This window comes from Cellulomonas gelida (genome assembly GCF_006538725.1).
GTDB lineage: Bacteria > Actinomycetota > Actinomycetes > Actinomycetales > Cellulomonadaceae > Cellulomonas > Cellulomonas gelida.
This window is the reverse complement of the sequence record NZ_BJLQ01000023.1, coordinates 22,314-35,073: the sequence shown is the minus strand read 5'-3', so window position 1 is coordinate 35,073 and position 12,760 is coordinate 22,314. Positions and strand designations below refer to the sequence as shown.

Below are 12,760 nucleotides of genomic sequence, written 5' to 3'. Positions count from 1 at the left end.
GCTACCCCTGCGGCGGTACGCGCTCGTCGAGGAACCGGACGACCTCGGCCACGTAGCGCTCGCGGGCGGGGCTGGGGGACAGCGCCAGGTCGTGCGAGCCGCCGGGCACGACGACGAGCGTGACGTCCGGGCCGAGCAGCGGCGCCCGCGCGGCGATGTGGTCGACGTCGAGCACGGAGTCGGTGGTCAGCAGCGCGTCGTGCTCGCGGTCGTCGGGACCGGTCGCGTCGGACGTGAGCACCAGCACGGGCTCGGCGATCGCCAGCCCACGGCCCACGCGCGCGTGCCCCACCCGGATGGTCCGGACGAACGAGGCCCGCGCGGGGAAGCCCTCGTGCGGCTTCCAGGCGAGGTCGAAGTCCCACTCGCCGCCCGTGTCCTGGTGCAGCGCGCGCCCGTAGTGCGGCGCGATGTGCCCGAGCACGAGGTCGGGCGCGACCCTGCTCAGCGGGCCCAGGCAGTGCGTGAGGACGTGCCGCTCGAACCAGGACCCGCGCAGGTCGAGCCACGGGGAGTTGAGCACGACCGCGTCCACCCCGCCGGGGCGCGCGTGCGCCCACAGCGCGGCGACCAGGCCGCCCGTGGAGTGGCCGAGCAGGGCGACATGGTCGTGGTCGGTGCGCAGCAGCGCCACGGCGGCGTCGATCTCCTGGGCGTACGTGGCGAGCTCGCGTGTGTGGTTGGCGGGCCGGCCGGGCCGGATCGAGCGCCCGTAGTCCCGCAGCTCGAGCGCGTACAGGTCCCAGCCGGCGGCGTCGAGGGCGTCCGCGACGTGGGTGTGGAAGAAGTAGTCGACGAAGCCGTGCAGGTAGAGCACGGCCCGACGATGCCGCGCGGGCCGGTGCACGAGCGTCGCCACGGGCTCGACGCCCTCGCGGGCCGTCTCCGCATCCGGCGGCAGGTGCAGCGTCCGCGCGACCCACGGCTCCCCGAGCAGGTCGGCCCGCTCGTCGTCCCACACCGCCGCGCCGGCCCGCCCCGCGCCCGCCGCGCTCGTCGTGCCCCCGCCGCTGCCCGTGTCGTCGCCCATCCGGGCATCGTCGCACCTCCCGCGGGGACCGGGTGGAGGCGGGACCGGGTGGAGTTCCGCTCGCTGAGCGAGCGCAAGTCCACCCGGTCGCGGCTCAGACCGGGCAGGGAGGGTCAGGCCACCGGAGCCAGGGCGGGGGCGGGGCGGGATGCGAGGTGGCCCTGGCCCGCGACGTCCCGGGCCAGGGCCGTGATGCGGGCTGCGCCTGTCTCGTCGACCTCGACCGTGGTGACCGAGGCGTTCGGCAGCGCGACGAGACCGATCGGCTCGAGCGTGGCCAGGTAGGCGCCGAGCGCGAGCCCGTGGCCGACGACGAGCACGTGCTCGTCGGTGCCGAGGTGCCGCTCGACGAGCCGGCCGAACACGCGCGTCGTGCGGGCCATGAAGTCTGCGGCGTGCTCTCCGCCGGGCAGGCCGGGATGCGTGCCGGCGAGCACCTGTCCGACGAGCGTCGGCCACGCGACCACGGCGTCGAGGCTCGTCTCGGGCCGACGCTCGTAGATCCCGAAGTGGTACTCGCGCAGGTCGGCGTCGGTGCGCAGCCGGAGGTCGTCGTGGTGTCGCAGGAGCTCGACCGCCGTGGCGATCGCGCGCCCCGACGGCGAGGACCACGCCGCGGTGAACGGGGTGCCGGCCAGGTGCCGCGCGGTGGTGCGCACGCCGGCACGACCCTCGCGGGTGAGAGGGGAGTCGCACCGGCCCTGCAGGACGCGGCGCGCGTTGAAGTGGGTCCGCCCGTGCCGCACGAGCGTGAGTGTGAGGGTCATCGTCGCCCTTTCGTCGTCATCGGTCGCTGCCGACGCTAGGCGCGGGACATGACGAGGCGGCGACGGCGGGGTGTCGGGTCGATGCACGTTCCGGCGCGTGGCGCGCCGGCCGTCAGCGGCGGGCGAGGGCCGCGTCGATCAGCACTTCGGCCGCGCGGCGCGCGTGCACGGCGGCGTCCGGGCGCCCGGCGATGGCGGCGGTCGTCTGCGCGCCCTCGGCGAGCAGCGCGAGCTGGGCCCCGAGCTCCGGGTCGCCGCCGAGCTCCTGCGCGAGCCGCGCGACGTACTCCTGGAACGACTGCTTGTGCGCACGCGCCGCCTCGGCCACGGCGGGTGACGTCGCGCTCAGCTCGCCGAACGCGTTGATGAACCCGCAGCCGCGGAACGCGTCGTTGCCGAACCACTGCTCGAGGAAGTCGAACACCGCGAGCAGCCGCGCGCGCGGGTCCTCGAGCCCGGCCGCGGCCTGCGCCAGCCCGGCCTCCCACTGCCGGTGCCGCGAGGCGAGCACCGCGAGCACGAGCTGCTCCTTGCCGGGGAACTCGCTGTAGAGGCGCTTGAGCGACACGCTCGCGGCGGAGCGCACCTCGTCCATCCCGACGGACTGGATGCCGCGCGCGTAGTACAGCGCGTCCGCGGCGTCGACGATGCGCGCGCGCACTTCGTCGTTCGTCGGCGCCGTCGCCGCCGTCCCCTGTGCCGTGCTCGCCATCGTCGACTGCTCTCCTGAACATTGCTCCGCCCCAGCACTTGCGCCGAGAACGCTCGTTCTCTACTGTAGTCCACATCGGCGGAGAACGATCGTTCTCCGGACTCGAGAAGGGGCGCATCATGGGTCGCATCAAGGTCGGTACGGAGAACTCGGTCGACATCGAGCTGCACTATGAGGACAAGGGAACCGGTCAGCCCGTCGTCCTCATCCACGGCTTCCCGCTCGACGGCAACTCGTGGGAGGGCCAGACGGCCGCGCTGCTCGACGCGGGCTACCGCGTCGTCACGTACGACCGTCGCGGGTTCGGCCAGTCGAGCCAGCCGTCGGTCGGCTACGACTACGACACCTTCGCCGCGGACCTGAACACGGTGCTCGAGACGCTCGACCTGCGTGACGTCGTGCTCGTCGGCTTCTCGATGGGCACCGGCGAGGTCGGCCGGTACCTCGGCACCTACGGCTCGGCGCGCGTCGCCAAGGCCGCGTTCCTCGGCTCGCTCGAGCCCTACCTCACCAAGACCGACGACAACCCCGACGGCGCGGCCCCGGCCTCGTTCTTCGAGGACATCGCCGCGACCGTCCGCAAGGACCGGTACGCCTACTTCACCGCGTTCTACCAGGACTTCTTCAACCTGGACGAGTTCCTCGGCAGCCGCATCAGCGAGGAGCAGGTGCGGCACGCGTGGGACGTCGCGGCGGACTCGGGCCCGTACGCGTCGGCCGCCGCGCCGCTCACGTGGGGCACGGACTTCCGGGCGGACATCCCCAAGATCGACGTGCCGGCGCTGATCGTGCACGGCACGGGTGACCGCATCCTGCCGGTCGACGCGACGGGCCGCCGGTTCGCCCAGGCGCTGCCCTCGGCGACCTACGTCGAGATCGAGGGTGCGCCGCACGGCATGCTCACGACGCACACCGCCGAGGTCAACAAGGCCCTCCTCGACTTCCTCGCCGGCTGAGCTCCACCCACAGCGCAGGCGCCGCATCGGGTGGAGAAGGTCACGCCAGGCGTGACCAGGTCCACCCGCAGAGCGCGCAGGCGCCCGACGACGAGGCGTCCGACCCCCAGTCGGGCGCCTCGTCGTCTTGCTGCGCCTGGGCGCCAGCGCCCGGTGCCGTGTCCGCGCGACCGGCACCGGGCCGCGTGCCCGGGCGAGTCCCTCAGGCTGCCTGGCAGGTCACCGTGGCACCGGCGCCCGTGCCGACACCCTGGAACCCGAAGCTCGTGCTCTGGCCCGGTGCCAGTGAGCCGTTCCACGGCGCGTTGCGCACGGTCGGCGACTGACTCGGGCCGGACTGCACGCCGCTCCACGTGTTGCTCGCCGTGGCGCCGTTGGCCAGCGTCACCTGCACGACCCACCCGCTGAGCGCCTGGCCCGCCTTGACGTCCACCTGTGCGACGAAGCCGCCGGGCCACTGGTTGACGACCGAGTAGATCGCGGTGCAGGCGCCGCCCGGCGTCGACGTCGGCGTCGAGGTGGGCGTGGGCGTCGCAGTCGCGGTGGGTGTCGGAGTGGGCGTCGGAGTGGGCGTCGGCGTGGGCGTCGGCGTGGGCGTCGGCGTGGGGGTCGGGGTGGGGGTGGTCAGGACGAGGTTCTTGCGCTGCACCGACCACTGCGCGCCGTTGGCGCACAGCCCGCAGCCCTGGTTGACGAAGACCCGCCCGGCGTCGTTGTCGCCCTTGAGCTGCCACTTCACCCACAGCACCGCGGCACGGCCGAACTCCCCGCCGTTCTGCTGGTCGTACGTCCCTCCGTGGCCGACCGGCAGGTTGCCCATGAACGCCGGGAGCCCGGACGGGAGCTTGCCCCAGTCGTCCATCGCGTTGGGGTAGGCGATGTCGCCCGAGCCGCCGATGAAGTAGGCGATCGGGTGGTCGAGCCGCCGGAGCTGGTAGTCGTCGCCGTCGTTGAGCAGGCCGCTGCTGAAGATCATCGTCGTCGTCACGCGCGGGTCGCCGGAGACGGCGTAGGCCTCGATGCCGCCGCACGAGAACCCGGCGACCGCGATCTTGCTGGTGTCGAGGCGGTCGCGCAGGGGACTGCCGTTGCGCGCGTTCTCGGCCACGGCCCAGTCGATCGACTGGGTGAGCATCGCCGAGTTCGTCGAGCCCGAGCCGTTGGGAGCGCCGTTGGAGATGACGAGGAACCCGTGCGAGGCGATCTCGCGCAGGAAGTTGTACGCGGACGTGCCGTTGGCCGAGCAGGCGCCGTTGCCCCACACCAGGATCGGCATCTTCGCCGAGGGCAGGTTCGCGGGCCGGTAGATGGTGTGGTTCGCCAGCGAGCTCGAGGTCTCGTAGTCCGCCGGGTACGGACCGGACCCACCCGCGGCCGCAGAGGCCGGGATCGCCAGCACGGCCGTGGCGAGCAGCGTGCCGATCGCGACGGCGCCGGCACATGCCGCCCGTGCAAGTCGTCTCATCGTCCAACCTCCCAGGTCGTCAGTCGTCGCGCGGTCGGCGGCCGGGTGGCGCGCCGGGCAGAGCTGCGCGACTCCACCGTCGCGACGGCTCGGTCGGGTGTCGAGGGAGGCGGCTCTACTTCGATGGAGAAAATCGATTCGGTCCCCTCGGCGCGCTCGTCGCGCACGTCCGTCGGCGCTCGCTGCCGTCGCGCGGGTGCGACCACCGGGCAGTGCGCGACGGCGCCCTCGCGTGCTGTCGCCGCGACGAATCGGGGTGGAGCGGATGAAGTTGAGCGGAATACACTCAACTTTGTCGCGTTGAGGCGAAGAGGACGACACAATCAGCGATGCGCGAGTCGTTCGCGCTAGGAGGTCACGTGGACGCCAAGTTCACCACCCGCTCGCAGGAGGCGCTCGGCAGCGCCTTCCAGTCCGCGAGCGCTGCCGGCAACCCGCAGCTCGAGCCGGCGCACATCCTGGACGCCTTGCTCCAGCAGGAGGGGGGCGTCGCCAACGGGCTGCTCGACGCCGTCGGCGCGGACCGGGGAGCGCTCGGTCGCTCGGTGCGTGGCGTCCTGGTCAACCTCCCGTCGTCGTCGGGCTCGACGGTCTCCCAGCCGCCCGCCTCGCGGCAGACGACCGCGGCCCTGCTCGCCGCGAACGACGAGGCCCGCGCGCTCGGTGACGACTACGTCTCGACCGAGCACCTGCTGATCGGGCTGGCCGCGGGCCAGTCCGGCGTCGCCGACGCCCTGCGCGCCGCGGGCGCCTCGCGCGACGCGCTGCTCGCCGCGCTGCCGACCGTGCGCGGCAACGGCCGCGTGACCTCGGCGAATCCTGAGGGCACGTACAAGGCGCTCGAGAAGTACGGCCTCGACCTCACGCAGCGCGCCGCCGAGGGCAAGCTCGACCCGGTGATCGGCCGCGACGCCGAGATCCGGCGTGTCGTGCAGGTACTCTCGCGCCGCACCAAGAACAACCCCGTGCTCATCGGCGAGCCCGGCGTCGGCAAGACCGCCGTCGTCGAGGGGCTCGCGCAGCGCATCGTCGCCGGCGACGTGCCGCAGTCGTTGCGCGGCAAGAAGCTCGTGTCGCTCGACCTGGCCTCGATGGTCGCGGGCGCCAAGTACCGTGGCGAGTTCGAGGAGCGGTTCAAGGCCGTCCTCGAGGAGATCACCGCGTCCGAGGGTGAGGTCGTCACGTTCATCGACGAGCTCCACACGGTCGTCGGCGCGGGTGCCGGCGGCGAGGGCGCGATGGACGCGGGCAACATGCTCAAGCCCATGCTCGCGCGCGGCGAGCTGCGCCTGGTCGGCGCGACGACGCTCGACGAGTACCGCGAGCACATCGAGAAGGACCCCGCGCTCGAGCGGCGGTTCCAGCAGGTCTACGTGGGCGAGCCGTCGGTCGAGGACACGGTCGCGATCCTGCGCGGGCTCAAGGAGCGTTACGAGGCGCACCACAAGGTGACGATCTCGGACGCCGCCCTGGTGGCTGCGGCCGCGCTGTCGGACCGGTACATCACGGGCCGCCAGCTCCCCGACAAGGCGATCGACCTCGTCGACGAGGCCGCCTCGCGCCTGCGCATGGAGCTCGACTCCTCGCCCATCGAGATCGACGAGCTGCAGCGTGCCGTGACGCGCCTCGAGATGGAGGAGGTCGTCCTGTCCGAGTCCGACGACCCCGCCTCGCTCGACCGGCTCGAGCGGCTGCGCAAGGACCTCGCGGACCGTCGCGAGGAGCTCGCGGCGCTCAACGCGCGGTGGGAGAAGGAGAAGGCCGGCCACAACCTCGTCGGCGACCTCAAGGCACGCCTCGACGCGCTGCGCTCGGACGCCGAGCGGCTCCAGCGCGAGGGCGACCTCGAGAAGGCCGCGCGCATCCTGTACGGCGAGATCCCCACGCTCGAGCGGCAGATCGCCGACGCCGAGGCGAGCGAGAGCCAGCAGGACGTCGTCGACGGCCCGCCGATGATCGCCGAGAAGGTCGGGCCCGACGAGATCGCCGAGGTCGTCTCGGCGTGGACCGGCATCCCCGCGGGCCGCATGCTCGAGGGCGAGACCGCCAAGCTCCTGCGCATGGAGGAGGTGCTCGGCGAGCGCCTGATCGGCCAGAAGAAGGCCGTCGGCGCGGTCTCCGACGCCGTGCGCCGCGCCCGTGCGGGCATCTCCGACCCGGACCGTCCCACGGGCTCGTTCCTGTTCCTCGGCCCCACGGGCGTCGGCAAGACCGAGCTCGCAAAGGCGCTCGCGGACTTCCTGTTCGACGACGAGCGCGCGATGGTCCGCATCGACATGTCGGAGTACGCCGAGAAGCACTCGGTGGCGCGGCTCGTCGGGGCCCCTCCCGGGTACGTCGGCTACGAGGAGGGCGGCCAGCTCACCGAGGCCGTGCGGCGACGCCCGTACTCGGTGGTCCTGCTCGACGAGGTCGAGAAGGCGCACCCCGAGGTGTTCGACGTCCTGCTGCAGGTGCTCGACGACGGCCGTCTCACCGACGGCCAGGGCCGCACGGTCGACTTCCGCAACGTCATCCTCATCCTGACGTCGAACCTCGGCTCGCAGTTCCTGGTCGACCCGATGCTCTCGGAGACCGAGAAGCGCGAGGCCGTCATGGGTGCGGTGCGCTCGTCGTTCAAGCCCGAGTTCCTCAACCGGCTCGACGACGTGGTGCTCTTCGACCCGCTGTCCCTCGAGCAGATCGGCTACATCGTCGACCTGCAGGTCGAGCTGCTCGCCAAGCGCCTGCGCGACCGCCGGCTCACCCTCGAGGTCAGCCCGGCCGCCCGCGAGTGGCTCGCGATCGAGGGCTACGACCCGGCGTACGGCGCCCGCCCGCTGCGCCGCCTCGTCCAGCGCGAGATCGGCGACAACCTGGCCCGCGCCCTGCTGTCCGGCCAGATCCACGACGGCCAGACGGTCGTCGTCGACCGCGACGACACCGGCCTGAGCATCACGGGCGCCTGACCAGCCCGGCCGGTCCCGGCGCCGAGCGGTACTGATGCGGTACTGCCCGGCGCCGGACGCCGTGCGATCGGCGTCGCCCGAGGTTCGCGGCAGGACGCGCCGCGCTATCCGACGCCGTAGACGGAGCTTGTTCTCGTGCACCTCGTGAGGACCTCGTCGGGAGCGACGCCGTCGACGTTCTCGCGTCCGAACACCGCGGGCTCTCCCATCGCGTAAGCCCTCCCCGGACCCAGCGTCACCTGGTCGCTCGTCACGTGCGCGTCGGGACCGACGGCGGCCCAAATGAGGAGCCCGATGCCAGCGGCCAGCAGATTTAGGGAACCGATCCCGCTGAACAGGCCCTCATTCTTTCCAAAGCCCGAGGTAATGCCCATCGCCTTCGTTCCGAAAAACCACGTCCCGCCAGAGTCGCCACGGTCGACCGTGCGAGCCTTGGTTCCGTTGGCTCGCCCGTGTGCAAATGTGGCTACTCCACGGGCTACTCGTGTGGGCAGCGCGGCAAAGCCTGGCGTGTGTGTCGAACAAGACGACCGGCCAGTATGGTGCCGTCAACAGTCTCTTTGAGGAGCTCCTCTGGCGGGCCGGAATGGCCGACATGCTTGCGCCTCGTGACTCCACTGCTGCGCCTTGGTTGATTATGGTCTCTCTCGGCTTTGGCCTGTCTCATCTCTACGGAACGCCCGGCGGGTGGACTGGCGTTGTGGCAACAGCTTGCTTCGGGCTCGCAATGGCCGCGCTGCGATTCTGCTGTCGAGGCAGTATCCTTCTGTGTGTCGCTGTCCATGCGATCGCCGATCTCGTTCTCCTGGGTATGCTCTATGTCTGACGTTGCAGGACCCGCCCTGCGCGCGGTCGTGGACGAACTCTCGCAAGAGTTCGGGGCGTATCTGTGCGCCGGGGCGGACCGTGAGGCGATGGTGTGGTCGTCGGACACGGAGATCACGGTGCGCCTGTCCGCGCGGGGTGACGACGAGATCTGGGTCATCGCGGGATCGGGGCTGCTGGTTCGGTTCGTTGCGGCGTCTGACGGGGACATGGGTGACGTCGCCGAGGTGGTGCGGCGGATCGTCGCGGGCGAGGCCGTAGAGATGTTCGGCGACCGTCGTCGCGCGGACGACGGGTTCGCGGTGGCGACCGGCTACGCGCTAGGCCCGGACCGCGCGTTCGCCGGTGGGCTGGACGGCGACCAGGCGCGATGGACCGCGCGGATCGGCGGGCCGTTCGCCGCCCCGTGAAGTGTTCGACGTGCTGCTGCAGGTGCTCGACGACGGGCGTCTGACCGAGGGTCAGTGATCCCGACTGACCGCCGGTCGAGCGCCTCCTGGTGCGCCCGGGCCGCGACAGCGATCCTGGCGGTCGTGCGTCGAGCAGGCGGCGCCGCTCCTCCCACGGGTCGGTTGCGCGCGTGCGGCCGGTTCGTGCTGCACGGGCCCACTGCCGACCAGGACGTGCGGTTCGGCGTCGTGACACTGACCCGAGCATCGGGGGTGCGACAGCCCAGGGGTGCCCGGACCATGAGGACGGCAAGGGCGATCAAGCTGTCGCGCAATCGCCGCCGACCGCGCCGAGAGGATGGGGGGTGCTTCTGGCGTGGGGTCCCGGTCGGTCAGCATGAGGCCGGACGGTAGCGACGCCGTCCTGTGTTCTCCACAGGCCGTGCTCCGCCCCGTGCGGCGCACTCGACGCGCGTGCGTCGGCGCCGTGGGCACGGTGCACCGTGGTCAGGACGACGAGGCGAGCGTGGTTTGCGCGGTGGCCGCGTCCCTCGCTAGGCGGTTCGTCGGGCCGCGCACCGGCAACCGCGCCCGGGACGCCGGACCGTCGTGACCTGGGCGCGTGCGAGAGTGTGGGCGTGACGCTGCGACTGCCTGAGCCCCGGTTTCCCGACCCGCGTGATGCGCCCGTGCTGCGGTGGGGGGTGCTGGCGCCCGGGTGGATCGCGGGGCACTTCGTCGGGTCGCTGAACCGGCACACGAACCAGCGCGTGGTCGCGGTCGCGAGCCGGGACGCGTCGCGTGCGCAGGCGTTCGCCGACGAGTTCGGGGTCGAGCGCGCGCTGTCGTCGTACGACGAGCTCGTGAACGATCCCGAGGTCGACGTCGTGTACGTCGCCAGCCCGCACAGCCACCACCCGGCACAGGCGCTCGCGGCGATCGCGGCGGGCAAGCACGTGCTCGTCGAGAAGCCCATGGCGCGCAACGCGGCCGAGGCACGCCTGATCGTCGAGGCGGCGCGTGCGGCGGGGGTCTTCGCGATGGAGGCCATGTGGACGCGATACCTGCCGCACATCGACGTGCTGCGCCAGGTGCTCGAGGACGGCGTGATCGGTCAGCCGCGCTGGGTCACGGGCTCGTTCGCGACGCGCACGGTCGTGCCGGACACGCACCGGCTGATGGACCCGGCGCTCGCGGGCGGGGTGCTGCTCGACATCGGGATCTACCCGCTGTCGTTCGCCTCGTTCGTCGCGACGACGATCGGTCTGCCGACCACGCCCACGGACCTGCAGGTCATGGGCTCGCTCGCGCCGACGGGCGTCGACGCGCAGGTCGCGTTCCAGGTCGCGTACCCGGGCCTGCAGGCCCAGCTGTTCACCTCGATGCTGACGCCCGCGGACGACGAGGCGCGCGTGCACGGTGAGGCGGGCTGGGTCGCCACGGGTCCGCAGTTCCGCGGCCCGACGAGCGTGCACCTGCACGTGGGCGACGAGACGGCGACGTGGGACGACAACCGCATCGAGGACCTCGACGGGCTGTGCTTCCAGGCCGCGGCGCTCGCGCGCTACGTCGGGGCCGGCCTGACCGAGTCGCCGCTGCACCCGCTGGACGAGGTGGTCACGGTCCTGGAGACGGCCGACGAGATCCGCCGCCGCCTCGGGGTGGTCTACCCGGGGGAGTGACTCGGGTCAGTCCGCCAGGTCGAGCACGACGGGCACGTGGTCGGACGGCTGCTTGCCCTTGCGCTCGTCGCGCTCGATCGTCACGCCTGTGACGCGCGCGGCCAGCGCCGGGGAGGCGTAGGTGAGGTCGATGCGCATGCCCTTGTTCTTGGGGAAGCGCAGCTGCTGGTAGTCCCAGTACGTGTAGGTGTGCTCGGCGGGCAGGTGCACGCGCGAGACCTCGGTGTAGCCGACCTCGGCGATCGCCGTGAACGCCTCGCGCTCGGCGGGGGTCACGTGCGTGCGGCCGGCGAACCACGCGGGGTCCCACACGTCGGTGTCGAGCGGGGCGATGTTCCAGTCGCCGACGAGCGCGATCTGCGCGGCGGGGTCGGCCGCGAGCCAGCCGGCCGCGGCCTCGCGCAGCCGCGCGAGCCAGTCGAGCTTGTAGACGTAGTGCGGGTCGTCGATCTCGCGACCGTTCGGCACGTACAGGCTCCACACGCGCACGCCGCCCGCGGTCACGCCGATCGCGCGCGCCTCGGCGGCCGCGGGGTCGCCCCACGTCGGCATGCCAGGGAAACCGATCTCGACGTCGTCGATCCCGACTCGGGACACCACGGCCACGCCGTTCCACTGGCTGTAGCCGACGTGCGCGACCTCGTAGCCGAGCGCCTCGAACGCCCCGTGCGGGAACTGCTCGTCCTTGCACTTGGTCTCCTGCAGCGCGAGCACGTCGACACCGCTGCGCTCCAGGAACGACACCGCGCGTTCGGTCCGGGCACGGATCGAGTTGATGTTCCAGGTGGCGACGCGCATGGCGGGCAGGCTACCGGCGCACACGGACATACCCGCGCGAGGTCCCATGAGACGTCCTGCACACAGAGCGATACTCGACCGCTAGAGTTTCGGCAACCAGCACGAAACTGAGGAGATGGGCGCATGCACGCTCGCGGTGCCACGGCGGTCGCCACCCCGACGACGACGCACGACGGTCGGCTCGTCGCCCCGCTCGACCACGGCGAGGAACCGGCAGCGCTCGCCGGCCCGTTGGTCGACGGCATCTGGACCGCCGACCCCTCGGGGCACGTCTGGGACGGCACGCTGTGGATCTACCCCTCGCACGACGAGGACACCGGCGCCGCCGCGGACGACGAGGGCAGCCACTACGACATGCGCGACTACCACGTGCTGTCGCTCGCGAGCCTCGACAGCGAGGTCGTCGACCACGGGGTCGCTCTCGCCGTCGAGGACGTGCCCTGGGCCTCCCGGCAGCTCTGGGCGCCGGACGCCGCACGCCGCGGCGACACCTACTACCTGTTCTTCCCCGCCAAGGACCACGAGGGCGTGTTCCGCATCGGCGTCGCCACCTCCGCGCACCCCGGCGGGCCGTTCGAGGCGCAGCCCGAGCCGATCGCGGGCGCGTACAGCATCGACCCCGCGGTGTTCACCGACGACGACGGCTCGTCGTACCTCGTCACCGGCGGCATCCTCGGCGGCCAGCTGCAGCGCTGGCGCGACGACGAGTACACGGGCGTCGACGCGTACCCGGCGCTCGACGAGCCCGCCCTCGCCCCGCGCATCGCGCGCCTGTCCGACGACCTGCTCTCCCTGGCCGAGCCGACGCGTCCCGTCGTGCTGGTCGACGACGAGGGCCGACCGCTCGCGGCGCGTGACGTCAACCGGTTCTTCGAGGGTGCCTGGATCGCGAAGGTCGCGGGTCGCTACGTCTTCATGTACTCCAACGGCGACTCGCACCAGCTCGTCTACGCGACGGGCGACTCGCCGTACGGGCCGTACACCTACAGCGGCGTGCTGCTCGGTCCCGTCACCGGCTGGACCACGCACGGGTCGATCGTCGAGTGGGGCGGCGAGTGGTACCTGCTGTACCACGACGCCGAGCGCTCCGGGCGCGACCACCTGCGCAGCGTGCGGATGGCCCGGCTCGAGGTCGACGACGACGGGTCGATGCGCCTCGCCCACGGCTGACGGCGCACGACGCAAGGG

11 protein-coding genes are annotated in these 12,760 nt (G+C 72.1%); 6 read left to right on the top strand and 5 right to left on the bottom strand.

Annotation, left to right across the window (positions count from 1 at the left end; translation table 11 throughout):
• Nucleotide 1: 1 nt before the first annotated feature.
• The 3 genes from CGE01nite_RS11130 to CGE01nite_RS11120 form a co-directional block, all read right to left on the bottom strand.
• Nucleotides 2-1,030 carry an alpha/beta hydrolase gene (locus tag CGE01nite_RS11130; protein ID WP_141370961.1) on the bottom strand — a complete coding sequence of 343 codons (1,029 nt, stop codon included), beginning with the start codon at nucleotides 1,028-1,030 and terminating at the stop codon, nucleotides 2-4.
• 113 nt (nucleotides 1,031-1,143) lie between these two features.
• The gene (locus CGE01nite_RS11125; RefSeq protein WP_141370959.1) at nucleotides 1,144-1,797 is read right to left on the bottom strand and encodes a histidine phosphatase family protein; all 654 of its coding nucleotides are present in this window, start codon (nucleotides 1,795-1,797) and stop codon (nucleotides 1,144-1,146) included.
• Between the two features lie 112 nt (nucleotides 1,798-1,909).
• Nucleotides 1,910-2,509: a TetR/AcrR family transcriptional regulator gene (locus tag CGE01nite_RS11120; protein ID WP_048342702.1), complete on the bottom strand. Its 600-nt coding sequence runs from the start codon at nucleotides 2,507-2,509 to the stop codon at nucleotides 1,910-1,912.
• 119 nt (nucleotides 2,510-2,628) lie between these two features.
• Here CGE01nite_RS11120 and CGE01nite_RS11115 point away from each other — a divergent pair, with 119 nt between their 5' ends.
• The gene (locus CGE01nite_RS11115; RefSeq protein ID WP_141370957.1) at nucleotides 2,629-3,465 is read left to right on the top strand and encodes an alpha/beta fold hydrolase; all 837 of its coding nucleotides are present in this window, start codon (nucleotides 2,629-2,631) and stop codon (nucleotides 3,463-3,465) included.
• A gap of 202 nt (nucleotides 3,466-3,667) precedes the next feature.
• Here CGE01nite_RS11115 and CGE01nite_RS11110 read toward each other — a convergent pair whose 3' ends face one another.
• Nucleotides 3,668-4,930 carry a cellulose binding domain-containing protein gene (locus CGE01nite_RS11110; protein WP_141370955.1) on the bottom strand — a complete coding sequence of 421 codons (1,263 nt, stop codon included), beginning with the start codon at nucleotides 4,928-4,930 and terminating at the stop codon, nucleotides 3,668-3,670.
• 359 nt (nucleotides 4,931-5,289) lie between these two features.
• On the opposite strand from CGE01nite_RS11110, the gene clpB reads away from it, so the two are divergent.
• From clpB to CGE01nite_RS11090, 4 genes are all read left to right on the top strand, one after another.
• Nucleotides 5,290-7,878, top strand: a complete 2,589-nt coding sequence (gene clpB, locus CGE01nite_RS11105) for an ATP-dependent chaperone ClpB (RefSeq protein WP_218022620.1) — start codon at nucleotides 5,290-5,292, stop codon at nucleotides 7,876-7,878.
• A gap of 460 nt (nucleotides 7,879-8,338) precedes the next feature.
• Complete coding sequence (locus CGE01nite_RS17550; RefSeq protein ID WP_141370951.1) at nucleotides 8,339-8,704, top strand: CPBP family intramembrane glutamic endopeptidase; 366 nt, start codon at nucleotides 8,339-8,341, stop codon at nucleotides 8,702-8,704.
• Nucleotides 8,697-9,113 (top strand): hypothetical protein, encoded by a 417-nt coding sequence (locus CGE01nite_RS11095; protein ID WP_141370949.1) that lies wholly within the window; start codon nucleotides 8,697-8,699, stop codon nucleotides 9,111-9,113. The genes CGE01nite_RS17550 and CGE01nite_RS11095 overlap by 8 nt, the downstream gene beginning before the upstream one ends.
• Nucleotides 9,114-9,730: 617 nt before the next feature.
• Nucleotides 9,731-10,774 (top strand): Gfo/Idh/MocA family protein, encoded by a 1,044-nt coding sequence (locus CGE01nite_RS11090; protein ID WP_141370947.1) that lies wholly within the window; start codon nucleotides 9,731-9,733, stop codon nucleotides 10,772-10,774.
• A gap of 6 nt (nucleotides 10,775-10,780) precedes the next feature.
• On the opposite strand, the gene CGE01nite_RS11085 is transcribed toward CGE01nite_RS11090, so the two are convergent.
• Entirely contained in the window at nucleotides 10,781-11,572 is a 792-nt protein-coding gene (locus CGE01nite_RS11085) for an exodeoxyribonuclease III (protein WP_141370945.1), read from the bottom strand.
• A gap of 123 nt (nucleotides 11,573-11,695) precedes the next feature.
• On the opposite strand from CGE01nite_RS11085, the gene CGE01nite_RS11080 reads away from it, so the two are divergent.
• Nucleotides 11,696-12,742 carry a glycoside hydrolase family 43 protein gene (locus CGE01nite_RS11080; RefSeq protein ID WP_141370943.1) on the top strand — a complete coding sequence of 349 codons (1,047 nt, stop codon included), beginning with the start codon at nucleotides 11,696-11,698 and terminating at the stop codon, nucleotides 12,740-12,742.
• The last annotated feature ends 18 nt before the right edge of the window (nucleotides 12,743-12,760 follow it).

What these genes read in the sequence shown, in the direction of transcription:
- CGE01nite_RS11085 (WP_141370945.1), bottom strand. Translation starts at nt 11,572, where the DNA reads ATGCGCGTCGCCACCTGGAACATCAACTCGATCCGTGCCCGGACCGAA.
- CGE01nite_RS11115 (WP_141370957.1), top strand. Translation starts at nt 2,629, where the DNA reads ATGGGTCGCATCAAGGTCGGTACGGAGAACTCGGTCGACATCGAGCTG.
- CGE01nite_RS11110 (WP_141370955.1), bottom strand. Translation starts at nt 4,930, where the DNA reads ATGAGACGACTTGCACGGGCGGCATGTGCCGGCGCCGTCGCGATCGGC.
- CGE01nite_RS11125 (WP_141370959.1), bottom strand. Translation starts at nt 1,797, where the DNA reads ATGACCCTCACACTCACGCTCGTGCGGCACGGGCGGACCCACTTCAAC.
- CGE01nite_RS11080 (WP_141370943.1), top strand. Translation starts at nt 11,696, where the DNA reads ATGCACGCTCGCGGTGCCACGGCGGTCGCCACCCCGACGACGACGCAC.
- CGE01nite_RS11095 (WP_141370949.1), top strand. Translation starts at nt 8,697, where the DNA reads ATGTCTGACGTTGCAGGACCCGCCCTGCGCGCGGTCGTGGACGAACTC.
- CGE01nite_RS11120 (WP_048342702.1), bottom strand. Translation starts at nt 2,509, where the DNA reads ATGGCGAGCACGGCACAGGGGACGGCGGCGACGGCGCCGACGAACGAC.
- CGE01nite_RS11130 (WP_141370961.1), bottom strand. Translation starts at nt 1,030, where the DNA reads ATGGGCGACGACACGGGCAGCGGCGGGGGCACGACGAGCGCGGCGGGC.
- CGE01nite_RS17550 (WP_141370951.1), top strand. Translation starts at nt 8,339, where the DNA reads ATGTGGCTACTCCACGGGCTACTCGTGTGGGCAGCGCGGCAAAGCCTG.